The sequence below is a fragment of the Mesorhizobium kamtschaticum genome, assembly GCF_056174585.1.
Genome location: NZ_CM149691.1, coordinates 5,837,533 through 5,861,292, shown reverse-complemented (window position 1 = coordinate 5,861,292; position 23,760 = coordinate 5,837,533). Strand labels below are relative to the sequence as shown.

Here is a 23,760-nt window from a genome sequence, read left to right as displayed (position 1 = left end):
CAAGCTGGCGGCTTGCTCTATCCGGTCGGTATGCGCGGATCCTGCACCACATAGAAGGTCCATCGCGGCGTATAGTCGGTCATCAGGAACTCGAAGCTGACGGTCTTGTGCGGGTCGACCTTGCCGTTCTTGAACAGCAGCCGGTCATAAGGTTCGAACTCGCGGTCGAAATCGGCGAAATTGCTCGACCAGATATTTTCCGGCGTCTTGTTGCGTTGGTCGAACGAGAACCCGTCTCCAAACACGCTCGGCTGGTTCAGGATCTCCTGAAGCTCGAACTGGAACTCGATCCAGGCCTGGCCGCTGTTGTTGAGCACGTCGATGCGCATGTACATGATGCCGTTGGCGAACTCGCCCGCCTTACCGAATGTCTGGATCGGCTTGGTGGTGCGGATGGTCAGCGTCACCGGTGTCGCCGAATTCAGCTCTTCGGTGATGACGAGCGGATCCTCCTTGGTTCCGATGCCGGAGGCTCCGGTGATGCGGAAGCCGCCGAGCTCGTCAGAGAAGGAGTAGGCGCCCGTCGGCCAGACCTTCACCTCGTCCGCCGCGGCGTGCCCTGATGCCGACATCAGAAGGGCCAGAAGAATCGCCCGGCAGGCCCGGCCGGGCGTGAAAAGAAAGCGCGTCGAAGGAAAGCCGGCAGGCCCAGGAATGCGCATGGCAGGAAGTATGGCCGATAAGCAAGCCGCCGAACAATTAAAAAACGCAAGCACTGTAGGTCTCGCCGGGCACAAACGGCTGCCCTGCCGCAAGATGCGCGACTTTTTGGCCAAATCCGCATTGTCACGTCTGCGCCGGTTTCCTGTCGCCAATTGATGCGCTATGCAGCGCAGGAGCTAGCAAGATACGCAACAGCGGCAAGCCAGTGCGGAGGGGTTGATGAGCGATATCGAACGCGAAAGCATGGAATTCGACGTGGTCATCGTCGGTGCCGGCCCGGCCGGCCTTGCCGCCGCCATCCGCCTCAAGCAGGTCAATCCCGAGCTTTCCGTCGTCGTGCTGGAAAAGGGCGGCGAGGTTGGCGCCCATATCCTCTCCGGCGCCGTCGTCGATCCGATCGGCATCGACCGGCTGCTGCCCGGTTGGCGCGAGGAGGATGGTCATCCCTTCAAGACCCCGGTCACCGCTGATCATTTCCTGGTGCTTGGCCCTGCCGGCTCGTTCCGTCTGCCCAACATTTTCATGCCGCCGCTGATGAACAATCACGGCAATTACATCGTTTCGCTCGGCAATGTCTGCCGCTGGCTGGCTGGTAAGGCCGAGGCGCTCGGCGTCGAGATCTATCCGGGCTTTGCCGCCGCCGGGCTGCTCTACAATGAAGAAGGTGCGGTCACCGGCGTCGTCACCGGCGACATGGGCGTCGAGAAGGACGGCACGCATGGCCCGGGCTTCGCGCCGGGCATGGCGCTGATGGGCAAATATGTACTCATCGGCGAGGGCGCGCGCGGCTCGCTCGCCAAGCAGCTGATCGCCAGATACAAACTCTCTGATGGCCGCGAACCCGGCAAATATGGCATCGGCCTGAAAGAACTCTGGCAGGTCAAGCCGGAGAACCACCGGCTGGGCCTTGTCCAGCATTCCTTCGGCTGGCCGCTCGACATGAAGACCGGCGGCGGCTCCTTCCTCTACCACCTCGAGGACAATCAGGTGGCGGTCGGCTTCGTCCTCCACCTCAATTACAAGAACCCGTATCTCTCACCCTTCGAGGAATTCCAACGCTTCAAGACCCATCCGGCGATCGCGGGCACCTTCGAAGGTGCCAAGCGCCTGGGCTATGGCGCGCGCGCCATCACCGAGGGTGGCTGGCAGTCGGTGCCGAAACTGTCCTTCCCAGGCGGTGCGTTGATGGGTTGTGCCGCGGGCTTCGTCAACGTGCCGCGCATCAAGGGCTCCCACAATGCGGTGCTGTCGGGCATGCTGGCCGCCGAGCATGTCAGTGAAGCAATTGCCGCCGGTCGCGCCAATGACGAGCTCACTTCCTACGAGGAAGCCTGGCGTGCGACCGATATCGGCAAGGATTTGAAGAAGGTGCGCAACGTCAAGCCGCTCTGGTCGCGTTTCGGCACCATCGTCGGCATCGGCCTCGGCGGCCTCGACATGTGGCTGAACACGCTGTTCGGCGTCTCGCCCTTCGGCACGCTGAAGCACGGCAAGGCCGACTATGCCACGCTCGAGCCCGCCGCCCAGCACCAGAAGATCGCCTATCCGAAGCCGGATGGCGTGCTGACCTTCGATCGCCTGTCCTCGGTGTTCCTGTCCAACACCAATCACGAAGAGAACGAGCCGGTCCATCTGCTGGTCGGCGATATGGACCTGCAGAAGCGCTCCGAGCACGATGTCTTTGCCGGACCCTCGACCCGCTATTGCCCGGCAGGCGTCTATGAATGGGTCGACAAGGACGGCAACGCCGCCGCCGATCCGGCGGCGAAGGATGTGCGCTTCGTCATCAACGCGCAGAACTGCGTCCACTGCAAGACCTGCGACATCAAGGACCCGAACCAGAACATCAACTGGGTGCCGCCGCAGGGCGGCGAAGGTCCGGTTTACCAGGGTATGTGACCTCGCGTGGCCGGGCGGTTTAGGCCTCGGCGGCAAAACCGTTGAAACGGCCATCGGTCTATGGTTCCTTCTCCCGGGATACGGGAGAAGGCCATGCGCCGGATCGTTCTGACATGCCTCGTCGCTATTGGAGCGCTGTGTGCGCCAGAAGCCTTGGCCGGCACCAGGGCGGTGGTCCAGACGCGGACCTACGACATTACGGGAAGCTCGGGCGCTGCTCTCGTCGAGGCTATGGACAGCAAAGGCCCCAGGCACGGCTTCATGACGCATGCCATCGCCACAACTGCCTATACCGTCGACTGGAACCTCAATGCCGGTGAGGGCAACGGCTTTTGCCGGATGCGGGGTGTCAATGGCACGCTCAATCTTTTCTACACCTTCCCTCGCTTTGCCTCGCCCGCGACGCCGGCACTGAAGAGGCGCTGGGTCAGGTTTTTCGCCGGTGTTCGCGCCCATGAGGAAACTCATGGACGCATCGCCAGGGAGATGATGCGCGCTACGGAAAGGTCGATAACCGGCCTGCGGTTAGCCAACGACCCGTCTTGCTACAAGACGCGCCGCGAAGCGCAGCTTCGCATCAAGGCTGTCTATGCCGAATACGAGGCCAAACAGATCGCCTTCGATCGGCGCGAGCACAGCAATGGCGGCCATGTCGAACATCTGATCGCCGCTTTGATCGGAAAACCTTGAACGGCGATCCATTCGCAATCGCAATGCTTCGCCACGTCGTCGGGCGCGCGCGCTCCACTCGATTGAGCGCGTCAGACGTGCGGCTTGGCTGATAAGTCGCTCGCCGCGAGCGCGGTGGCGTGCCCATTCTCAGGCTGCTTGTCGTCAGGCCTTAGCGTGAACTCGACCAGCACCGGCAGATGGTCGGAGCCGGTGTCCTCCAGCCGGGTCGAAGACAGGATGGTCAACCCGCCCTTGCTGAAGACCTGGTCGATCGGCAGGCCTGCATAGCGGCGCAGAACGTCGGGCAGTGTCCGGTGGATCCAGGTCGGGCCGACCGAAGGCATGAGCGTCAGCCCGCCGAGAGCCGCGACCCGCCGCACCGCCGCGCTCCACGGCACGGCGTTGCAGTCGCCGGCCATGATCGCGGTCGGGCCAAGCCCGGCCAATGTCTGCGCCAGTTCGCCGACCTGCCAGTATTGCTCCTTCGGCCACGGCCAGCTCAAATGGATCGCGGCGACATCGACGCCGATGCCGCCGAAGTCGACGGTGGCGGTCGCCATCGCGCCGCGCGGCTCGCAACGCGGTGCGGTGTCGGCGGCAAACGGCCGGCGCGACAGCAGCGCCACCCCGAACATGCCGTTCGGGTAGGGGCACAGGATACGGTAGGGGTAGGCGCTGGTGATGGTGCCAAGCTCGGTCGTCCACATCTCCGACACCTCGTCGAGGGTGATCACGTCCGGATTGGTGCGGCCGATCAGCGAGAGCACCTTCTTCGGTGTCGGGTTGTTGAAGCGCAGGTTCATCTGCAGCAGGCTGTAGACAGCCTGATCTGCGGGCTTGGCAGCCGCAGGCTGCGGCCAAAGCCTCGGCAGGGCGCTTGCCGTCGTGGCCAGGCAGGCGATGGCAAAGACCAGCCCCGCTGCCGCTTGCAGCCGAAACGAGCTGGCGAGCAGCGGCAGAGCCAGAAGCGCCATAAGCACACTGAAGTGAATGCGGAAATGCGAGAAGGAATCGAACGCCGGATGCAGCGTGCCGAAGAACCCGGCCAACAGCGCGGCCGACAGTGCCGTCATCGCCAGGAATGCCAACCCAGCTGTCATTTTCAAGCGCGCGCCTGTTATCATTGAGGTCGTGTCTGCTGGATGCCGCCTGCGTTCGATCTGCTTACCGGTCAAATTGCGGCCTGAGCAAGACGGCGAATTGCCTCGCCGCGGCCTCGCGGCCGCCTATTGGAACGCCGTCTCCGAAAAACTCCGGAGCTTGCGCGAATGCAGCCGCTCCATCGGCATCTCGGCCAGCTTCTCCATCGCCCTGATGCCGATGGTCAGGTGCTGCGCCACCTGGCGCTTGTAGAACTCGGTCGCCATGCCAGGCAGTTTCAACTCGCCATGCAGTGGCTTGTCGGAAACGCACAGCAGCGTGCCGTAGGGCACGCGGAAGCGGAAACCATTGGCGGCGATCGTCGCCGATTCCATGTCGAGCGCGATGGCGCGCGACTGCGACAGGCGCTGCACCGGTCCACGCTGGTCGCGCAGTTCCCAGTTTCGGTTGTCGATGGTGGCAACGGTACCGGTGCGCATGATGCGCTTCAGGTCATAACCCGACAGGCCGGTGACCTCGGCAACAGCCTCCTGCAACGCCACCTGGATCTCGGCCAGCGGCGGGATCGGTACCCAGACGGGAAGATCGTCGTCCAGTACGTGATCCTCGCGCACGTAGGCATGCGCCAGCACATAGTCGCCGAGCGCCTGGGTGTTGCGTAGCCCGGCGCAATGGCCAAGCATTACCCAGGCATGCGGCCGCAGCACGGCGATATGGTCGGTGATCGTCTTGGCGTTCGAGGGGCCAACACCGATGTTGACCATGGTGATGCCGCCATGGTTCGGCTTTTTCAGGTGATAGGCCGGCATCTGCGGCAGGCGCGGCGGCGCGACGCCTTCGCTGGGCGCGGCCTGTCCCGCCTTGGTGATGACATTGCCCGGTTCGACGAATTCGGTATAGCCGTGGCCACCTTCCGCCATCTGTACCCGGGCGCGGGCCACGAACTCGTCGATGTAGAACTGGTAGTTGGTGAACAGCACGAAGTTCTGGAAGTGCTGCGGTGTGGTCGCGGTGTAGTGCGACAGGCGGTGCAGGGAATAGTCGATGCGCTGCGCCGTGAACGGCGCCAGCGGTCTTGGTTCGCCGAATGGCACTTCAAAGGTGCCGTTGGCGATCTGGTCGTCGGTGCCGTCGAGGTCGGGCACATCGAACAGGTCGCGGATCGGTCGTTTGATGCGTTCGGCCGCCGCGCCGTCGACATGGGTGCCCTCGAGGAAGGCGAAATGCAGCGGGATGGGCGTGGTCGATTCCGACACCGTGACCGCGACCCCGTGATTGCGCATGATCAGGCGCAACTGCTCGACCAGATAGCTTTCGAACAGAGCTGGCTGGGTGATCGTGGTCGAAAAATGCCCCGGCGTCGGCATGTGGCCATAGGCCTGACGCGAGTCGATCTGGGTGAACGAATTGGTTGTGACGCCGATCTCGGGATAGAAGGCGCGGTAGCGTTTGCCGTTGTCGCCGCCCGCCGCGGCGAGCGCCGCAAAGGAGTCGCGCAGGAACTTGGTGTTGCGGTCGTAGAGGACCTGCAGTGCGGCGACGGCTTTTTCGGCTTTGTCAAAGCTTTGCCGGCCAAAAGGCTCGGGCATGACGACAGATTCGATGGCTTGGGGGTAGATTCGCTTTTCCATGACTCAATATAGAGACTTGGACGGGCGGTTGGGAGGGGTGTCGCTGTCGAAGGCGCCCAAAGCGCCATTTTTCTTTATCCCCGCTGCAGGCTGACCAGCAGGACGAAACCCACGCCGGACTGCCTCAGGGCCGGCGCCTCGATCGTCGAGCCGGCATCGGCGCGCATCATCGGCACCGCCAGAACCGGAGCGGACAGAAGCATCAGGACAAGCACCGCCCGCGGCAGAAGCCGGAGGGTCTTGAGGGTGTTGGCGGCGATGCGGTCCATGATGTCTGAGCTTTTCTGTTCGAGGTCTTGGTTTCTTTGGTTCAGTTGCGAAGGTGGGTGGGGCAGGCGAGGCGGCATGTCCTGGAACTGGCTTCGTCCCATGAGCGGGGCGAACGGCCCGCTTCGGCGACGAGGATGGCGAAGAACATTCCAAACAGGCTCATCAGCAGGCAGACGATGGTGAAGCGGCGAGCAAGCATTGGTCGTGTCTCCTTCAACACGGGAGAGAATGCCCCAACGCTTCTGAACCGGCTCTGATGCCGGCGTTCATCTGCGGTTCAAATTGATTGACGGGGTCTGACCAGGCGGGCGCCGGCTGCGCGGCGACCGGAAGCGGGGCACTGGCACCAAGGCTCGACGTGCCGGTGAAACGAAAACGGGGCCCGCCGGGCGGGTAGAACTCCCCCTCTATCAGCGCAAGACTTTGCTAGTCTCCGCAACGATCTTGGGGTTGGACCCAATCGATATCGTGTAGCTAAAGTTCGCTACGCCCTTTGCTTGCTTGTGCCTAGGCAGGCTACGGACGATCCAGTCATAAGTGCCCGAGACCATGCATGTGTCGTTAGCGCAGGAGACCATCACGCTGCCATCGCGAACGTTGTATCCCCGCTCGGGCCAACGCTCGAAATAGTTTCGCTTGTCCTGAATGATCGAGCCTAGGTCCGTCAGCTTCCCATAGTAGTCAACGGTGGGAGCGTAGGAGGACTGAACTTGAGCGAGAGCCAACTCGGCGTTGTCCCCATGATGCTCTATAAGCCCCTTGATGAAGGCTACCGCAGCGCCCTCCAACTCTTGCTTGGCGCTGGCATCTGGCACAGGCGCGGGATTGGGCCTCGTGGGCACCTGAGATGTATCTACCGGCGATTGCGTAACAGCGACGTTGGTCACCCGCAGGTCCGCCATTTCGCTGGCCGATAGGTACCTCATGTCGGACCTGTCGTAGCTCAGGGCTACTTCCATGAGTTTGGAGTCTACTCCCATTTCCGTCATGTAAGACATGACTTGGGCAGTTCCGGCCTGGATTTGAGCCACGGCTTCATCAGCGGACATTCCGCTATTCGTGTCGAAAGATGCCCTGTGAACGCCAATGGAGCCCGCATCTGCAACTCGGCGGACACCACCCAAGAAGGCCAGTGAGCAAGCAGAGGCGCACTGCAACTGGCGAACTTGGAGTGTGTCCAAGCCCGCTGCCCGGATCATACGTCCTAGCTGTATTGCGGTGCCCACGCTCCCTCCGGGGGAGTCGAAGACGATCACCCTGGCCCCGCTGCTCACCACAGCGTTGGTGAATGCTGTCAGTGGTTCGCTGACGCCGAATTCTCCGGAGACCACTAGGAATGGCTGTTGGCCCGGAGAGGAAACTGGAGTGTACTCTAGCGCCCAAACCGGAGACGCCGCCGCCGCGACAATTGACCCAACTCCTATAACTACAGAAACTGCACGCACAACCTGACAGAGCCCCAACCTGCCTGCAGCAAGTAAGAACCTGTTAACGGGTTATTTCAAGGGCTTTGCTCGAAGTCTGGGATGAATTTGTGGGGCAGGTGTGGGCGTCTCCATCGGTCTGGAGATCGCCCGATATCGCTCTGCAGAATTAAAGCTTGTGCCAGGTCTGGCTCTTGCAGATTAGTCCGCCGAGCACGCAGCCGCTCATCTTCAGCGAGGTGCCCGACAATGTCGCCTTGCCCGAATAGGTCTTGTCGTTCGCCGGATCGGTGATGCTGCCGGCATATTTGTTGTCGCCGGCCGCTTTCAGCGAGCCGATGGTCTTGCCGGCATATTTTCCTGATTTGAGCGTGATGGAAAACGAGCCGCTGCCTGAAATGGCGGCGGTGTCGCCGGCTTGCGTCTTCCAGTTGCCTTCGATCGGATCGGCCCACGCCGCACCCGCCATGATCAATGTGGCTGCAAGAGCCAGGCTCACTTTTCGAACATGTCTTGCTCCCTTTGGATAGCCGGCCGAATTCTCCGCCTCGCCGGTCTGCCGCTTACGCAAACGTAAGCTAATCCAGCTCCCGACAAAACAAAAGCGGTGCCGCAAGGGAAGACTTTGGGATTTTGAAAGCGCCTGAATCCGGCTTGTCGCAGAGGAAATGAAAACGACCGGCGCATCGTGTTTGTTTCCCGTGGTTAGCGGAGTGTTGATTCCGCTCCCGAAAATTTTCGTCAAATTTGGCGCAAATCGGCTGAATTGCTGGCTTCGTATCCTTAACGAATTTGCGCGTTTACCTCTTGTTTTAGCTTTGTTTTCTTCAAATTAAGCACGCCATTTAACGACGGATTCAAGCCTGATCGGCATTCTCGAAGGCATCGAAAGAGCGGCCCGGACAAGACAAACGGAGGCAGCTCTCGGGAGCCAGACAGGGGACTAAAATGGCACGTTTTGAAATGCTTGAAGCAGGTTTCGGCGCCATGGGGGCAACTGCCCAGGCCGACATTCTTTTCGAACTGGGCATGATGTATGCGACCGGCCGCGACTGCGAGACCGACGTCGTTGCCGCCCACAAATGGTTCAACATCGCCGCCATCAAGGGCTCGGCTCGCGCCGCGGAGCTGCGCTCTGAACTGTCGGCGGCCATGTCGAAGGTCGAGATCGCCAAGGCGCTGCGCGAAGCCCGCGAATGGATGACCATGCACTGAGTTCCGCCAGACGGGGACGCTCCGGCCAAGACCGCTCCAAGACGGTCGGGCCAAAACAGGGATAAGGCTGCGCAGACGGCCAGGCCACAGGCCATCAACAACAAGAATGCGGCCGGCCGACAGGTCCAGGCCGTGCGACGAACCATGATCCCGAAAATCGGGAAAGGTCATGGTCTGCAGGAAGACAGGAAAGGCGACGTTGGGGTTCGCGGCGCGGGGGCGCTGGGGAAACAGCCCGACAGGCAAAGAAGCCACGACCAGCCGGAACAAGGCTGGCGTGGCTTTTTTGCGTGGAGGAGGCTTCGCAGGCCCAATCGAGCGGTGCCGATGCGCCTAGACAGGCCCAATGAAGGATGAAATTGTCCCGCCTCTCTAAGAAGAAGCGCGGCCGGGGCGGCCGCGCGTGAGTGGAGGAGTTCTATTGCCATGAAAAAAATGAGTATTTTTAGCGCGGCCATTTTCGGCCTGATGATGAGTGCGCCGGTCGCATTCGCCGACGACATCACCGTTTCGGTGGTCGGCCCGATGACCGGACAGCTCGCCACCATCGGCGATCAGTTCAAGCAGGGCGCACAGGCCGCCGCCGACGCCATCAACGCCGCGGGCGGCGTCAACGGCTCGATGATCAAGCTCGATATCGAGGACGACCAGTGCGATCCGAAGCAGGCTGTTTCGGTGGCCAACCGCATTGTCGCCAACGGCACCAAGTTCATCGACGGTCACGCTTGCTCGGGCTCGAGCATTCCGGCCTCGGCCGTCTATGCCGAATCCGGCGCGCTGATGATGAGCCCGGCTTCCTCGAACCCGGTCCTGACCGACGCGGCCGCCAAGGCCGGCTGGCCGACAATCATGCGTCTCTATACGCGTGATGACGCACAGGGCGCCTTCATCGGCCCGTGGATCGCCAAGAAGTATGCCGGCAAGAACGTCGTCGTCCTGCACGACAAGAGCGCCTACGGTCAGGGCGTGGCTGACGCCGTCAGGGCGACCATGAACGCCGGCGGCCTCAAGGAAGTCTACTATGACGCCATCAACCCCGGCGAGAAGGACTATTCGGCGCTCGTCACCAAGCTGAAGGATCTCAAGGCCGACGTCGTCTATTTCGGTGGCTACCATCCTGAAGCCGGCCTGATCTTGCGTCAGTCGGCGGAACAGAACCTCAAGTTCCAGCTGATCATGCCGGACTCCATCGCCTCGCCGGAATTCTGGCAGGTTGCCGGCCCGGCTGGCGAGGGCACCATGTTCGTGTTCCCGTCGGACCCGCAGGCAAAGCCGGAAGCCAAGGCCGCTGTCGAGAAGATCAAGGCTGGTGGCTTCGTGCCGGAAGGCTTCACGCTGTTCTCCTACGCCGTCGTCCAGGCTTTCGCCGAAGGCATCAAGCGCGCCGGCAGCGACGATCCGGCCAAGGTTGCCGAAGCGTTGAAGAACGGCACGCCGATCAGCACCGTGGTCGGCGATGTCACCTTCGACGAGAAGGGCGACCTCAAGAATGCCAGCTACGACATCAACCAGTGGCATGACGGCAAGTACGCGCCGATCGCGCAGTAATCTCAGGCGATGAGATAATCCAAGGAAATGGCCGGGTTCGCCCGGCCATTTCTGTTTGCTCTGTCGTTTGCCTCTTGATCCGTCAGTTCGCAGGCGTGGTCGCGGCGCTCTGTTCCTCGACGAACCGCACCAGCACGGTCCCGTCGCTGACCTGGGCTCCCTCCACGGCGATCTCGGCGATCACCCCGTCATGCGGGGCGGCGATGGTGTGCTCCATCTTCATCGCTTCGAGGATCAGCAGCGGTTGCCCTTTGATCACCGCATCGCCCTTTGCCACGCGCACCAGCTTGACCAGGCCAGGCATCGGCGCGCGCAGGCTGCCGGAAGCGGCCGCCGCGTCATCGCTCCTGGCCAAGGGGTCGGGCACCACGAATGTATAGCCGACGGCGCCTTCGAACACGGTGACGTGGCCTGGCCAGCGGGCGACGCGAGGAACGGCGCGAAAATCATGTGTATTGGCGCTGTCATAGGGCGCGTCGAGCGCCACCAGGAAGCGCCCGTCCGGCCGCACCGAAACCTTTGCCAGTATATCCGCCTCGCCGAACTTTAGCCGCGTGCGCCGCGCGACGCCGTGGAAATGCGCGTAGCCGGAAAGCGAAGACCATGGGTCGTTCGATGGCGGCGAAGCTTCCGCACCGGAGGCGGCAAGGCCGGCTGCCGAGATGATTTCGCCGGTCGGCGGCGCGACCTCGGTCAGTGCCGCCTGATGTCTGCCGATCAAGCCGGTGTCGACGTCCCCAGCGTAAAAGTCCGGATCGGCGGCAAGCGCGGCAAGAAAGGCGGTGTTGACGGTGGAGCCGGCGATCTCGGTTCGCGACAGCGCCGCGCCGAGGGCTTCCAGCGCCGACTGCCTGTCGTTTGCATGGACGACCAGTTTCGCGATCATCGGATCGTAATAGGGCGAGATGGCATCGCCGGCCCGCACGCCGGTCTCGATGCGCATCGTGGCCCCTTCGGCTGCTGCTTCAGGAAATTTCAGGTGATGCAGTGTGCCCGTTGCCGGCAGGAACCCCTTTGCCGCGTCCTCCGCATAGATGCGCGCCTCGAAGGCATGGCCGGCAAGCGCGATCTCGCTTTGCGTCTTCGGCAGCTTTTCGCCAGACGCAACCCGCAACTGCCACTCCACCAGATCGGTGCCGGTGACCATTTCCGTGACCGGATGCTCGACCTGCAGGCGGGTGTTCATTTCCATGAACCAGAAGCGGTCGGCCTTGAGACCTTGCGAGGCATCGACGATGAACTCGATGGTGCCGGCGCCTGAATAATTGATCGCCTTGGCGGCCTTCACCGCCGCCTCCGTCATCGCCTTGCGCAAAGCCGGCGTCATGCCGGGGGCGGGCGCTTCCTCTATCACCTTCTGGTGGCGGCGCTGCGCCGAGCAGTCACGTTCGTAGAGATGCACCGCATTGCCGAAATTGTCGCCGAACACCTGCACTTCGATGTGCCGCGGCTTGTCGACATATTTTTCAACCAGAACGCGGTCGTCGCCGAAGGCGGCTTTTGCTTCGCGCCGGGCGCTGGACAGCGCCTCGGAGAAATCATCAGGATGCTCGACGCGGCGCATGCCCTTGCCGCCGCCGCCGGCGCGCGCCTTGATCAGTACTGGGTAGCCGATCTCGCGTGCCTTGGACGCAAGCAGGACAATCTCCTGTGCCTCACCATGATAGCCCGGCACCACCGGCACCCCGGCCTTTTCCATCAGCCGCTTGGCGGCGTCCTTCAGTCCCATGGCGCGGATCGAGGCCGCCGACGGACCGATGAAGGTGAGCCCTGCCGCCACCACCTGGTCGACGAAATCAGGATTTTCCGACAGGAAGCCGTAACCGGGATGGATGGCCTGTGCCCTCGTCGAAAGCGCTGCCGCGACGATCTTGTCGCCGCGCAGATAACTTTCGCCGACAGGCGAGGGGCCGATATGAACAGCCTCGTCGGCCATCTCGACATGCAGGGATTTCGCGTCCGCATCCGAATAGACGGCGACGGTGTGCACGCCGAGCTTGCGGGCCGTGCGGATGACACGGCAGGCGATCTCGCCCCGATTGGCGATCAGGATCTTGCTAAACATGGAGCCTCCCGGGTTTGTTTCGGGCGGCGCCATTCGGGCAGGCGCCGGCCTATTTCGAAGCGGCGATCTCGCAGGCGCCGCCGTTCGTCACCTTGTAGTGCGCGCGTGTGGCCAGGCAGGATTTCATCGCCAGCTCTTCCGCCACTTTTTGCGATGGCGCATTCAGCCGCGTGCCGCAGAGGATGTACAACGAGACCACCCTGGAATACGGCGTGGTGGCATAGGCGGAATGGCCGCCGGCCGCCACATAGGCCTTGTATGCCTTGGTGCATGGCGACTTCGGGTCGCCATTCAAAGCTGGCGGAAACCGTTTGTCTCCCTCGCTGCCCGCCAGCGATCCGGCCACGCCGAAACCGGACGAGGTGATCATGAACAACCCGGCCAGTATCGCCATGGCTGTTCGCCTGGAACTCGTGGATTTCATTTTGTCTTCCCCAAAGAGAAAAACCGCGCGCCTTCCAGCCTACTTGGACGCGGCGATGCTGCAGGCGCCGGCGACCGTCACCTTGTATTTGCCTTTGCTGGCCTGGCAGGATTTGAGCGCCAGGTCCTCGGCCGCCTTCTGTGAAGGTGCATTCAGCTTCACGCCGCAAATGAAATACTCGCTCGCCGGAACGATTGGCGTCGCCGCAAAGGCCGAATGGCCCGCGGCTGCGAGATACGCTGCATAGATCTTGCCGCAGCCTCCGGTGGTCCCCACGGGAATGTTTATCGGGTAACGCACGTCGCCCCTGCTGCCTGCCAGCGATTTCCGCCGGGCTGGCGCCAGCTGTTGCGAGTATTAGCAGGATCGCAAGTGTCGAGACAGACGTCCCCCGATAATATTCCAGTTTCATTTCCACCCTGTCCCCTTTGCACTGAGCAGGACAAGCAGTAGCGAATGTTTTGCCTCGCCGCCAGTTCGTTGGTGGGAATTTTGGTTTGCCTGTGCTGATGAATCGGTTGGTCCATACAGTTCAGCCTTTCCGGAGCGCAGCAACGGTTCGCCGGTATAGTTCTGCCGTATGCTCGTCGAAGCAGCAGAAGATGACGGTTTCGGGCATGCTTTTCTCTTCGACGACCATGCTGACCGTGCCGACAGCGATCTCGGTCGCCTCATCTTTCGGGTAGCGGTAAACACCGGTCGAGATCGCCGGAAACGCCACCGAGCGGCAATCATTGGCGGCCGCGAGTTCCAGCGACCTGCGATAGCAGGAGGCCAGCAGTTCGGCCTCGCCCTTGCCGCCGCCCTGCCAAACCGGTCCGACTGTGTGGATGATGTGTCGAGCCGGCAGTTTATAACCCTTGGTGATCTTGGCGTCGCCGACCTTGCATCCGTTCAGCATCCGGCATTCGAACTCGAGCTCGCGGCCCGCCGCGCGATGGATGGCGCCATCGACACCGCCGCCACCGAGCAGCGACGAATTGGCGGCATTGACGATGGCGTCGACATCCAGTTTCGTGATGTCGCCGGTGTGGATGCGGATCCTGTCCAGAGCCTTGGTCATCTCACATTCTGAACACGCCGAAGCGCGTGTCCTCGATTTCGGCATTGAGCGCGGCGGACAGGCTGAGCGCCAGCACCTCGCGCGTCTTGGCCGGATCGATGATGCCGTCATCCCAGAGGCGGGCGGACGAGTAGAGGGGATGGCCCTCATGCTCGTATTTCATCAGGATCGGCTTCTTGAATTTTGCTTCCTCCTCGGCGCTCCATTCGCCCCCCTTGCGCTCGATGCCTTCGCGCTTGACCATGGCAAGCACGGTCGCCGCCTGCTCGCCGCCCATTACCGATATGCGCGCATTCGGCCACATCCACAGGAAGCGTGGCGAATAGGCACGGCCGCACATGCCGTAATTGCCGGCGCCGAATGAACCGCCGATGATGACGGTCACCTTCGGCACCCTGGCGGTGGCGACCGCCATCACCAGCTTGGCACCGTCCTTGGCGATGCCGCCGGCTTCGTATTTCCGGCCGACCATGAAGCCGGTGATGTTCTGCAGGAAGACAAGCGGGATCTTGCGCTGGCAGCACAGTTCGATGAAGTGCGCGCCCTTCAGCGCGCTTTCGGAAAACAGCACGCCATTGTTGGCGATGATGCCGACCGGCATGCCATGAAGATGGGCAAAGCCGGTGATCAGCGTGGTGCCGTAGTTCTGCTTGAACTCGTCGAATTCGGACCCGTCGACAAGGCGCGCGATCACCTCGCGCGCATCATAGGGCTGGCGCAGGTCCGTCGGCACGACGCCGTAGAGTTCGTCCTCCGGATGAAGTGGCGGAATCGAATTCTGTAAGTTCAGGCTTACGGTCTTGTTCCGATTCAGGTTCTTGACGATGCGACGGCAGATGGCGAGCGCATGGTCGTCGTCCATCGCATAGTGGTCGGCGACACCGGAAAGCCGCGTGTGCACATCCGCGCCGCCCAGATCCTCGGCGCTGACGTCTTCGCCGGTGGCCGCCTTCACCAGCGGCGGGCCGCCGAGGAAGATGGTTGCCTGGTTGCGCACCATGATCGTCTCGTCCGACATCGCCGGCACATAGGCCCCGCCCGCGGTGCAGGAGCCCATGACGCAGGCAATCTGCGGGATGCCCGCGGCCGACATGTTGGCCTGGTTGTAGAAGATGCGGCCGAAATGCTCGCGGTCGGGAAACACCTCGTCCTGGTTGGGCAGATTGGCGCCGCCGCTGTCGACCAGATAGATGCAAGGCAGATTGTTCTGCAGCGCGATCTCCTGCGCGCGCAGATGCTTTTTCACCGTCAGCGGGTAGTAGGTGCCGCCCTTCACCGTGGCATCGTTGACGACGACCATCACCTCGGTGCCTTCGACACGGCCGATGCCGGCGATCATGCCGGCCGACGAAATCTCCTCGCCATACATCGACCACGCCGCGAACTGGCCGATCTCGAGGAAGGGCGAGCCGGTGTCGAGCAATTGGGCGAGGCGTTCGCGCGGCAACAGCTTGCCGCGGGAGACGTGGCGCTCGCGTGCCTCCTCCGAGCCGCCGCGCTCGACGGTCGCGGCTTTTTCGGCGATGTCGGCGACCAGTGCGCGCATGCGTTCGGCATTGGCGCGAAAGGTATCGGAGGAAGGCGAGATCTGGGTCTGGAGGACGGCCATGCTACACCCCCTCCGCCATGATCTCGCGACCGATCAGCCAGCGCCGGATCTCGCTGGTGCCGGCGCCGATCTCATAGAGCTTGGCGTCGCGCAAAAGCCGGCCGGTCGGATAATCGTTGATATAGCCATTGCCGCCCAGCAGCTGGAGGGCGTCGAGCGCCATCTGCGTCGCCTTTTCGGCGGCGAACAAAACGCAGCCGGCGGCGTCCTTGCGGGTGGTCTGGCCGCGATCGCAAGCGGCGGCGACGGCATAGACATAGGCGCGAGCCGCATTCATCACCGTGTACATGTCGGCAAGCTTGCCTTGCACCAGCTGGAATTCGCCGATCGGCTGGCCGAACTGCTTGCGCTCATGCACATAGGGGATCGCCACGTCGAGGCACGCCGCCATCAGGCCGATCGGGCCGCCGGCAAGCACGGTGCGTTCATAGTCGAGCCCCGACATCAGCACCTCGACGCCGCGTCCTTCCTCATGCAGAACATTGTCGAACGGCACCTCGACATCCGAAAAAACCAACTCGCCGGTGTTGGAGCCGCGCATACCGAGCTTGTCGAGTTTTTGCGCCACGGAGAACCCCGTCATTGCCTTCTCGACGATGAAGGCGGTGATGCCGCGCGATTTCCGCTCCGGATCGGTCTTGGCATAGACGACCAGCGTATCGGCGTCCGGCCCGTTGGTGATCCACATCTTGGTGCCGTTGAGCACATAGCGGTCATTGCGCTTTTCGGCGCGCAGTTTGAGCGAGACGACGTCGGAGCCGGCGCCGGATTCCGACATCGCCAGCGCACCGACACGCTCGCCCGAGCACAGCGGCGGCAGGAATTTTTCCTTCTGCGCCGGCGTCGCCCAGCGGTTGATCTGGTTGACGCAGAGGTTGGAGTGGGCGCCGTAGGAGAGACCGACCGAAGCCGAGGCGCGGGAAATCTCTTCCACCGCGATGACATGGGCGAGATAACCCATGCCGCTGCCGCCGAAGTCGGGATCGGCGGTGATGCCGAGCAGGCCGAGCGCGCCGAGCTCGCGCCACAGATGCGCTGGAAATTCGTTGTCGCGATCGATGTCGCCGGCGATCGGCGCTATCCTGTCCTGGGCGAAGCGCCGCACCAGGTCGCGCAGCGCTTCGATATCCTCGTCATGCCCGAAGCTGAGCGTGTTCGTGTACATCTCGTTCCTCCCCCGAGTATGCCCCCGAAGACCGCTCTCGATCTTCGGGGGCATACTCAAATCAAAGTGCTACAGCGTCCTTTGCGCGTCCGAAGGGACGCGCGGCGCTGTAGGTGCCGATCCTCGCGCCAACCAGGCGCATTGTCATTGAAAGATATGTCGCCGTTACTTCAGGGACAGACAGCCGCTCGCCGGGCCGGAACCAGACGATGACGCCGGTCATCATCTGGATCAGCGCCATGGCCGTCAGGCCGGTGTCCTCGATGCTGAAGGCGCCGGAACTCGGCGCCGTCGCGCAGGATGGTGCGCAGTTCCTTTTCGTAGGCTGTGCGCATGCGCAGGATCTGTGTCAGCCTGTCGGGCGACAGGCTGCGCAATTCCATGTTCGACACATGCGTGGCGTGCCGGCGCTCGATATGGAAAGCGATGTGGTTGCGCACATAGGCCGCAAGCTGCTCCGCCGGATCGGCGTCGGTCGGTCGGGCATGTTCCCAGGCCTCGCGAAGCCCTTCCATGTGTTCGCGCATCAGCATGAACAGCAGGTCTTCCTTGGTCGGGAAATAGCGGTAGAGCGCAGCCGCCTGGACGCCGACCTCGGCCGCCAGCTGGCGCATCGACATCGCTTCGTAGCCATAGCGGGCGATCAGGTTGACCGCCGCTTCGCGGACTGCCGCCTCGGTTCGCTCGCCGTCGGACCCTGTGGTGCGCGCCATGATCGCCTCGTCAATGCGCGGATAATAAAACGAACGTTCAATTAATTCAAGGGTGCCTGATGAATTCAAGTCACGCGCATGCGCCTACGCGACGATCCTGAAGTCTCCAGGCGCGGTCCAGGTCTCGATCTCCTCGACATCGATCCGTGAGACTGATGCGCCCCGCGGGCCTTGCCAAAGTCGTTCGATCATGGCCGAAACCGTCGCGTCGGCGCCGGCAAGCCATGCCGTTACCGAGCCGTCTCTTTCATTGCGCACCCAGCCCACCAGCCCAAGCCCTGCCGCTTCGCCTCTCACCCAGATCCTGTAGCCGACGCCTTGCACCCTGCCGTGTACGCTGGCCTGCACTGCCCTTTTCCGATCGTTCATCTCGCGCTCCCTTGCATAGAGTCTGGCGCAGGATCGAGCGAAGGCAACCGGCTTGAAGGGGAGGCTATAGAATATGAGCCGAGGCTTGTCGGAAGATAGATGACTTGATCCAATAAATAGTTGACTTGGTCAACTTTTGCGCGATGATCTGCCGACGTGGAATCTCACGGAAGGCGCATGACATGCCCGCCGATCGGAATGCTTTGGTCAGAGACCTCAGGTGCTTCAACCGGTTCTATACCGGCCTGATCGGGCTGCTCGACGAAACCTTGACGCACAGCGCCTATACGCTGACCGAGGCGCGGGTGCTGTTCGAACTGGGCCGTCGATCCGGCCATATTGCCGCCAGCCCTGACGGCAAGGCAGGCTTTCTGGCACGGGCGTTTCAAATCGATTTCGCGCCAGCAGCGTCCGACATCGCCCAGGAGCTCCAGTTGGAGCCGGCCTACGTCATGAGAATCCTTCGAAAACTCGCTGCCGCCGGCCTGACGGAAACGCATGCCGGCCCCGATGCCCTGCGCGGTCGCGTCCTCTCGCTCACTGTCCGCGGCCAGGCCGCGCTTGCCACACTCCAGGCGGCCGCGGATCGCGATCTCGTCCGGCTGACCGCGAATCTGGACGACGAGGAAGCCGCCGAACTATCCGATATTTTGACACGTGCCAGGTATCTGCTCGGCGGCGCCCCGGCATCCGGGAGCGGTGAAATTACCTAGTTTCCTCGCGCTGCGGCCAAGGCGCCGGGCAACTCCTCGGCGAAAATATCGAGTTCATGATCAAGACCGACGCTGACGCGGATGCAGCGGTCGAGCCCTGGCGCCATCGGCTTGCGGATGAACACGTCGCGCGACAACAGTCCCTGCAGCACTTTCAGCGCGAAGGCGCCGTCATGGCCACAATCGATGGTGACGAAATTGGTCGCCGAGGCCAGCGGCTTCAACCCGTTCTGCTCGGCGATCGCCGCGATGCGCCGGCGCCCGGCGGCCACCCGCGCCACCACCGTCTCGAGATAGGCCTGGTCGGCAAGCGCCTCGACACCGGCGATCTGCGCCATGCGGCTGACGCCGTAATGGTTGCGGATCTTCTCGAAGTCGCGGATCACCTGGGCCTCCGCCACCGCATAGCCGCAGCGTATCCCGGCAAGCCCGTAAGCCTTTGAAAAGGTGCGCATGCGGATGACGTTCGGGCGCGAAGTATCGATCGGCGGCAAAGCCGAGGCGGGCCCCAATTCGCCATAGGCCTCGTCGAGCACCAGCATGGTGGTCTCAGGCAACGCTTCGATGAAGCGGATCACCTCGTCCGCCTCCCACCAGCTACCCATCGGATTGTCCGGGTTGGACAGATAGACCAGCGGTGCCTTCTCCTTGACGACCGCCGCGAGCAAACCATTCAGACTTTCGTGGTCGTTCTCGTAAGGGACGGTCACCAGCCGGCCGCCGACGCCGGCAACATGGAAGTTGAAGGTCGGATAGGCGCCGAGCGAGGTGACCACGGCATCGCCAGGCGCCACATACATGCGCGCCACCAAGCTGAGCAGGCCGTCAATGCCTTCGCCGACAACGACGTTCTCGACCGCCACATCGTGATGCGCGGCGGTCGCGACCTTCAGATCGAAATTGTCGGGGTCGCAATACATCCACATGTCGCGGGCGATCTCGGCCATGCGGGCGATGACGCGCGGCGAAGGCCCAAAACTGCTCTCATTGGCACCGATACGGGCGCGGAAGGCCCGTCCGCGCTCACGCTCTTGCGCCTCCGGGCCGACAAACGGCACGGTTGAAGGAAGCGCGGCGATGAGGGGCGTGAGGGGAGGGCGCTGGCGCATGGCAGAGGCTCGCGTGGAAAGAGCCTTCTTGCTAGCGTGACCGCTTAACCTGTGCAAGCACCGGTGGCCTGTGCAACCGTAGTGCTGGATTCTGCCGTCTCTTTTTGCTAGCGAGGCAATATGAACAATCGTCTGCCGCCCGCCTGGTCCAAGCACGTCAAGCCCGGCCTTGCGCCAAAAGCGAAGCCATCGATGCCAAACCCGCCGAAAGCAAATTTGCTTTCCCGTGGGCGGTCCGACGATGCTCTGCTGCAACAGGCCTACGTCCTCCAACAGGCCAAACGCCTCAACGAAGCTCAGGACCTGTGCCTTCGAGTTCTGTCGCGTACGCCAAATCATCCCCTCGCCCTGTATATTTTGGGGACCATTTGCGTAGGCTATGAGGATGAGGCGGCTTTGCGATATTTCGCGCGCGCGGTTGGCGAGGAACCCAAAAATCCTTATTATCACCTGAGCTTGGCTTCGGTCTATGTCCGGCTTAGCGAGTACTCGCCGGCAATCAAGCATATGCAATATGCCTTGGAGTTGCAGCCAGACCTTATAGAGGCACTTGGCGAATTGGGCGACGCCTACCTTGATTTTGACAAACCCGAGATGGCTTTGCCGCTTTACGAGAAGGCGCTGAAAATCGACCGGGACCATCCAAAGGTGCGAATCGGGATGGCCCGCGCGCTCACCAGTTTGGGACGCATGGATGAGGCGGCCGTCTACCTTCATGAGTCGAATCGCACGCCGCATCTCGGTGCCGACCGCATACAGCGACCTTGTGCAGACACAAAAATTCACCGAAGAGCCAAAGGAGCTCAAATCCATCCTTGGCGAACTTGGAAATCCAAAACTTAACGCCGACGACGTGGAGAAGCTTCATCTGGCGGCGGGCAAGGTGCTGAATGACCTCAAGCGTTACGAGGATGCGTTCGACCATTTCAAAAAGTCGAAATTGGCCTCCGGGCGTAAATTCAATATCGATCTGTATCGTTGCTGGATCGATGCAATCATTGAAGTTTTCACGCCTGAATTGTTGGCAGCCAGGAAAGGGTTTGGAAATCCTTCGGAAGTGCCGGTGTTCGTTGTCGGAATGCCCCGCTCCGGAACGACGCTGACGGAACAAATCTGTGCCAGTCATCCCGACGTTCATGGCGCGGGCGAGCTTATGAAGCTTAGGCGCGTCGCGAATGCGCTAGAATTCAGAAAGTCATCGGCCGCAAATTTGAATCAGGCGATCGCATCGATCACAAAAAACCTGTCAAGAACGTTGGCTGATGAACATCTGTCCTATCTGCACGAGCGGGCACCTGATGCACTGCGGATCGTGGATAAGATGCCGCACAATTTTGAACTGATTGGTTTGATCGGTCTCCTCTTTCCCAATGCACGCATCATTCATTGCCGTCGCGATGCCATCGACAATTGCGTCTCCTGCTTTGTTTTGAAGTTCGGCGAGGGGCACAGCTATAACGCCGACCTGCGGACGCTTGGCCTATACTATCGCGAATATGACCGTCTGATGCAGCATTGGAACAAGGTGTTTCCGGGCCTGATCTTCGAAAATAAATATGAAACGCTGGTTGACGATCAGGAAGCACAGTCCCGCCGTCTCATAGATTATCTAGGGTTGCCCTGGGATGACGCCTGCCTGCGCTTTTTCGACAGGGATGGTTCGGTCAACACGCCCAGCCGCTGGCAGGTTCGTCAGCCGATCTACAAATCCTCGGTCAAGCGCTGGAAGAACTATGAGAACAAGATTCAGCCGTTGATCGAAGCATTGGGTGAACTGGCGGACGCGTGAATCAGGTATTCGCGTCTCAAACCCACCTCCGCCAATAGGACACATCGGGTGGGCACTGCCGCGTGGCACGTATTCTGTAGTTTTCCCGTATCGACCTTCCAGCGGTAAGCGAAGACGCCATCCGGCAAATGGCATCGTCGAGGAAAGTGCTGCGATGAGTGGCGCGAGGCGAAGAGCGCTGGCGCATGGCAAAAGCTCGCTTGAAGGCTTCCTTGCAAGCCTGCCGGATGGGCGTGCAAGTTCCAGCAGCCTGCAACCGCACGCTGGATTCCTTGGTCTCTTTTTGCTAGCCAGTCACGATGAACAATCGTCTGCCGCCAGCCTGGTCCAAGCACATCAAGCCCGGCCCCGCGCCGAAACCCAAATTGCCACAGCCAACCTTGCCGAAAGCAAACTCGCTTTCGCGTGCCCAGGCCGACGATGCGATGCTGAAGCAGGCGTATATCCATCAGCAGGAGGAGCGGCTGGACGAGGCGCAGGACCTCTGCCTTCGGGTTCTGGCGCGCACGCCAAACCATCCGCTCGCCCTATACATACTGGGGACTGTATGCCTGGGCTACGACGACGAAATGGCCTTGCGGTATTTCGCGCGAGCGGTCGGCGAGGAACCTAAGAACCCTCACTATCAACTTGGCCTGGCCGAGACCTACATGAAGGTCAGCGAATATTCGCTTGCGATCAGGCATATGCAGCAAGCGTTGAAACTCCAGCCTGGCCTTATCGGGGCACTTTGTGCGTTGGGGCGCGCTTATATCGCATTTGACAAACCTGATATGGCGTTGCCGCTTTACGAGAAAGCGTTGAAAATCAACCGTGATCACCCCAAGGTGAGGGAAGGACTGGCCAAGGCGCTCAGCAGCCTCGGCCGTATGGATGAAGCCGCCGTCTACCTGAAAGAGGCAATCGAGCGGCGTATCGAAATGCCGGCTGCGTACAACGCCCTTGTGCGGACGCAAAAGTTCACCGAAGAGCCGATGGAACTCCAAGCCATCCTTCGTGAACTCGATAACCCGAAGCTGGATGTCGATGGCGCGAAGGAACTCCATCATGCGGCCGGCAAGGTCTTGAACGACCTCAAGCGTTATGAGGAAGCTTTTATTCATTTTACCAAGGGAAAACAGGCAGCAGGATATAAATTCGATATCGGCTCTTACCGGAACTGGGTCGATTCGATGGTCGAAACCTTCACTCCGGATATGTTGGCTGGGAAGGCCGGCTATGGAAATCCGTCCGAAGTCCCGGTGTTCGTGGTTGGCATGCCCCGCTCGGGAACGACGCTCACGGAACAGATCTGTGCCAGCCATCCCGATGTTCATGGCGCGGGCGAGCTCAGCAAGCTGATGCGCGTCGCCAACGCTATCGGCTTGACAAAGCGCGGTTCAGGAGACATGGGCCAGTCGGCCATGTCGATCACGACGGGCCTGTCGAGAAGGCTGGCTCAGGAACATCTGTCATACCTGCGCGAGCGGACGCCTGATGCCTTGCGCGTTGTTGACAAGATGCCGCACAATTTCGAACTGATCGGCCTCATCGGGCTTCTCTTTCCCAACGCACGCATCATTCATTGCCGCCGCGATGCCATCGACAATTGTGTCTCGTGCTTTGTGCTCCCCTTAGGTAAGGGACACAGCTACAGCAATGATCTGGAAACGCTCGGGCTTTATTACCGCGAATATGACCGCTTGATGCGCCACTGGCAGACGGTTTTTCCGGGGCTCATTTTCGAGAATCGCTATGAGACGCTGATTGAAGATCAGGAAGCGCAATCGCGCCGCCTCATAGATTATCTTGGGCTGCCCTGGGACGATGCCTGCCTGCGGTTTTTCGACAAGGGTGGCTCGGTTAATACTTTTAGCCGCTGGCAGGTTCGCCAGCCGATCTATACATCGTCCGTCAAGCGCTGGAAAAATTACGAAGGCGAGATCCAGCCTCTTATCGGGGCGCTGGGAGATCTGGCTGAACTTTGAACAGAGATGCGCTTGATGCCCTGAGGCCCCATCCGGACATGATCAATCGTCATCCCGAAGCCGTTGCGCAGTGTTGGGCCACATGAATAGGCAAACTTGACGAAGGCCATGCAGTCGGCGGCTATGTCATCGAGAAACTTTCTGCGGCAGTGCTGATCACCTGATACGCCGTGACCGGCGTCGAGAGGCGCCTCCAAGCGTTCGGTGATCGCAATGCTCATTCATAGTTCGGAACTGGGCCATGTTTGAGCCGTTCAAACCTCGTTGCGGGACCGCGCAATCATGCGGCGGCCCGATCGCCTTTGTCGCTCCGGCCTTGGTATCATGGGGCAGGAAAAAACCCGGCGGTCG

Annotated in this window: 22 protein-coding genes and 2 pseudogenes; 9 read left to right on the top strand and 15 right to left on the bottom strand. The window is 61.4% G+C overall.

The window, feature by feature from the left end; genetic code table 11:
- Positions 1–17: 17 nt before the first annotated feature.
- Entirely contained in the window at positions 18–662 is a 645-nt protein-coding gene (locus tag AC0V7N_RS29290) for a hypothetical protein (protein WP_475451670.1), read from the bottom strand.
- On the opposite strand from AC0V7N_RS29290, the gene AC0V7N_RS29285 reads away from it, so the two are divergent.
- From AC0V7N_RS29285 to AC0V7N_RS29275, 3 genes are all read left to right on the top strand, one after another.
- On the top strand, positions 661–819 hold the full coding sequence (locus tag AC0V7N_RS29285; RefSeq protein WP_475451669.1) for a hypothetical protein: 159 nt from the start codon (positions 661–663) through the stop codon (positions 817–819). The genes AC0V7N_RS29290 and AC0V7N_RS29285 overlap by 2 nt on opposite strands.
- A gap of 63 nt (positions 820–882) precedes the next feature.
- Entirely contained in the window at positions 883–2,562 is a 1,680-nt protein-coding gene (locus tag AC0V7N_RS29280) for an electron transfer flavoprotein-ubiquinone oxidoreductase (protein WP_475451668.1), read from the top strand.
- A gap of 93 nt (positions 2,563–2,655) precedes the next feature.
- Complete coding sequence (locus tag AC0V7N_RS29275) at positions 2,656–3,252, top strand: DUF922 domain-containing Zn-dependent protease (RefSeq protein WP_475451667.1); 597 nt, start codon at positions 2,656–2,658, stop codon at positions 3,250–3,252.
- A gap of 71 nt (positions 3,253–3,323) precedes the next feature.
- Here AC0V7N_RS29275 and AC0V7N_RS29270 read toward each other — a convergent pair whose 3' ends face one another.
- The 6 genes from AC0V7N_RS29270 to AC0V7N_RS29245 form a co-directional block, all read right to left on the bottom strand.
- A complete protein-coding gene (locus AC0V7N_RS29270; RefSeq protein WP_475460540.1) occupies positions 3,324–4,334 on the bottom strand; it encodes an endonuclease/exonuclease/phosphatase family protein in 1,011 nt (336 codons plus the stop codon).
- Between the two features lie 126 nt (positions 4,335–4,460).
- On the bottom strand, positions 4,461–5,924 hold the full coding sequence (locus tag AC0V7N_RS29265) for an AMP nucleosidase (protein WP_475451666.1): 1,464 nt from the start codon (positions 5,922–5,924) through the stop codon (positions 4,461–4,463).
- A 116-nt stretch (positions 5,925–6,040) separates the two neighbouring features.
- Positions 6,041–6,235 (bottom strand): hypothetical protein, encoded by a 195-nt coding sequence (locus AC0V7N_RS29260; RefSeq protein ID WP_475451665.1) that lies wholly within the window; start codon positions 6,233–6,235, stop codon positions 6,041–6,043.
- 41 nt (positions 6,236–6,276) lie between these two features.
- Positions 6,277–6,435, bottom strand: coding sequence for a hypothetical protein (locus AC0V7N_RS29255; protein WP_167334910.1), 159 nt, complete (start codon positions 6,433–6,435; stop codon positions 6,277–6,279).
- Between the two features lie 211 nt (positions 6,436–6,646).
- On the bottom strand, positions 6,647–7,285 hold the full coding sequence (locus AC0V7N_RS29250) for a hypothetical protein (protein WP_475451664.1): 639 nt from the start codon (positions 7,283–7,285) through the stop codon (positions 6,647–6,649).
- A gap of 544 nt (positions 7,286–7,829) precedes the next feature.
- Positions 7,830–8,129, bottom strand: coding sequence for a DUF2147 domain-containing protein (locus AC0V7N_RS29245; RefSeq protein WP_496628035.1), 300 nt, complete (start codon positions 8,127–8,129; stop codon positions 7,830–7,832).
- Positions 8,130–8,608: 479 nt separating this feature from the next.
- Between AC0V7N_RS29245 and AC0V7N_RS29240 the strand changes: the two genes are divergently transcribed.
- Together AC0V7N_RS29240 and AC0V7N_RS29235 are read left to right on the top strand one after the other, a co-directional pair.
- The gene (locus AC0V7N_RS29240; RefSeq protein ID WP_010915070.1) at positions 8,609–8,875 is read left to right on the top strand and encodes an SEL1-like repeat protein; all 267 of its coding nucleotides are present in this window, start codon (positions 8,609–8,611) and stop codon (positions 8,873–8,875) included.
- Between the two features lie 426 nt (positions 8,876–9,301).
- Positions 9,302–10,423 carry an ABC transporter substrate-binding protein gene (locus AC0V7N_RS29235; protein ID WP_475451662.1) on the top strand — a complete coding sequence of 374 codons (1,122 nt, stop codon included), beginning with the start codon at positions 9,302–9,304 and terminating at the stop codon, positions 10,421–10,423.
- Between the two features lie 82 nt (positions 10,424–10,505).
- Here AC0V7N_RS29235 and AC0V7N_RS29230 read toward each other — a convergent pair whose 3' ends face one another.
- Entirely contained in the window at positions 10,506–12,488 is a 1,983-nt protein-coding gene (locus AC0V7N_RS29230) for an acetyl/propionyl/methylcrotonyl-CoA carboxylase subunit alpha (protein WP_475451661.1), read from the bottom strand.
- 49 nt (positions 12,489–12,537) lie between these two features.
- Entirely contained in the window at positions 12,538–12,882 is a 345-nt protein-coding gene (locus AC0V7N_RS29225; RefSeq protein ID WP_475451660.1) for a hypothetical protein, read from the bottom strand.
- Between AC0V7N_RS29225 and AC0V7N_RS29220 the strand changes: the two genes are divergently transcribed.
- Positions 12,857–13,159 carry a hypothetical protein gene (locus AC0V7N_RS29220; protein WP_475451659.1) on the top strand — a complete coding sequence of 101 codons (303 nt, stop codon included), beginning with the start codon at positions 12,857–12,859 and terminating at the stop codon, positions 13,157–13,159. The two genes, AC0V7N_RS29225 and AC0V7N_RS29220, sit on opposite strands and share 26 nt — an antisense overlap.
- A gap of 285 nt (positions 13,160–13,444) precedes the next feature.
- On the opposite strand, the gene AC0V7N_RS29215 is transcribed toward AC0V7N_RS29220, so the two are convergent.
- The 5 genes and pseudogenes from AC0V7N_RS29215 to AC0V7N_RS29195 all read right to left on the bottom strand — a co-directional run bounded on the left by AC0V7N_RS29215 (position 13,445) and on the right by AC0V7N_RS29195 (position 17,831).
- Positions 13,445–13,975 carry an O-acetyl-ADP-ribose deacetylase gene (locus AC0V7N_RS29215; RefSeq protein ID WP_475451658.1) on the bottom strand — a complete coding sequence of 177 codons (531 nt, stop codon included), beginning with the start codon at positions 13,973–13,975 and terminating at the stop codon, positions 13,445–13,447.
- Position 13,976: 1 nt separating this feature from the next.
- Complete coding sequence (locus AC0V7N_RS29210; protein ID WP_475451656.1) at positions 13,977–15,584, bottom strand: carboxyl transferase domain-containing protein; 1,608 nt, start codon at positions 15,582–15,584, stop codon at positions 13,977–13,979.
- Between the two features lies 1 nt (position 15,585).
- Positions 15,586–16,749, bottom strand: coding sequence for an isovaleryl-CoA dehydrogenase (locus tag AC0V7N_RS29205; protein WP_475451655.1), 1,164 nt, complete (start codon positions 16,747–16,749; stop codon positions 15,586–15,588).
- A gap of 61 nt (positions 16,750–16,810) precedes the next feature.
- Positions 16,811–17,462: pseudogene (locus tag AC0V7N_RS29200) on the bottom strand (TetR/AcrR family transcriptional regulator).
- A gap of 84 nt (positions 17,463–17,546) precedes the next feature.
- Positions 17,547–17,831: an acylphosphatase gene (locus tag AC0V7N_RS29195; RefSeq protein WP_475451652.1), complete on the bottom strand. Its 285-nt coding sequence runs from the start codon at positions 17,829–17,831 to the stop codon at positions 17,547–17,549.
- A 182-nt stretch (positions 17,832–18,013) separates the two neighbouring features.
- Between AC0V7N_RS29195 and AC0V7N_RS29190 the strand changes: the two genes are divergently transcribed.
- Positions 18,014–18,544, top strand: a complete 531-nt coding sequence (locus AC0V7N_RS29190; protein ID WP_475451650.1) for a MarR family winged helix-turn-helix transcriptional regulator — start codon at positions 18,014–18,016, stop codon at positions 18,542–18,544.
- On the opposite strand, the gene AC0V7N_RS29185 is transcribed toward AC0V7N_RS29190, so the two are convergent.
- Positions 18,541–19,653, bottom strand: coding sequence for a pyridoxal phosphate-dependent aminotransferase (locus AC0V7N_RS29185; protein WP_475451649.1), 1,113 nt, complete (start codon positions 19,651–19,653; stop codon positions 18,541–18,543). The two genes, AC0V7N_RS29190 and AC0V7N_RS29185, sit on opposite strands and share 4 nt — an antisense overlap.
- 120 nt (positions 19,654–19,773) lie before the next feature.
- On the opposite strand from AC0V7N_RS29185, the pseudogene AC0V7N_RS29180 reads away from it, so the two are divergent.
- A pseudogene (locus AC0V7N_RS29180) lies at positions 19,774–21,442 on the top strand (tetratricopeptide repeat-containing sulfotransferase family protein).
- A gap of 299 nt (positions 21,443–21,741) precedes the next feature.
- Positions 21,742–23,409, top strand: a complete 1,668-nt coding sequence (locus tag AC0V7N_RS29175; RefSeq protein WP_475451647.1) for a tetratricopeptide repeat-containing sulfotransferase family protein — start codon at positions 21,742–21,744, stop codon at positions 23,407–23,409.
- The last annotated feature ends 351 nt before the right edge of the window (positions 23,410–23,760 follow it).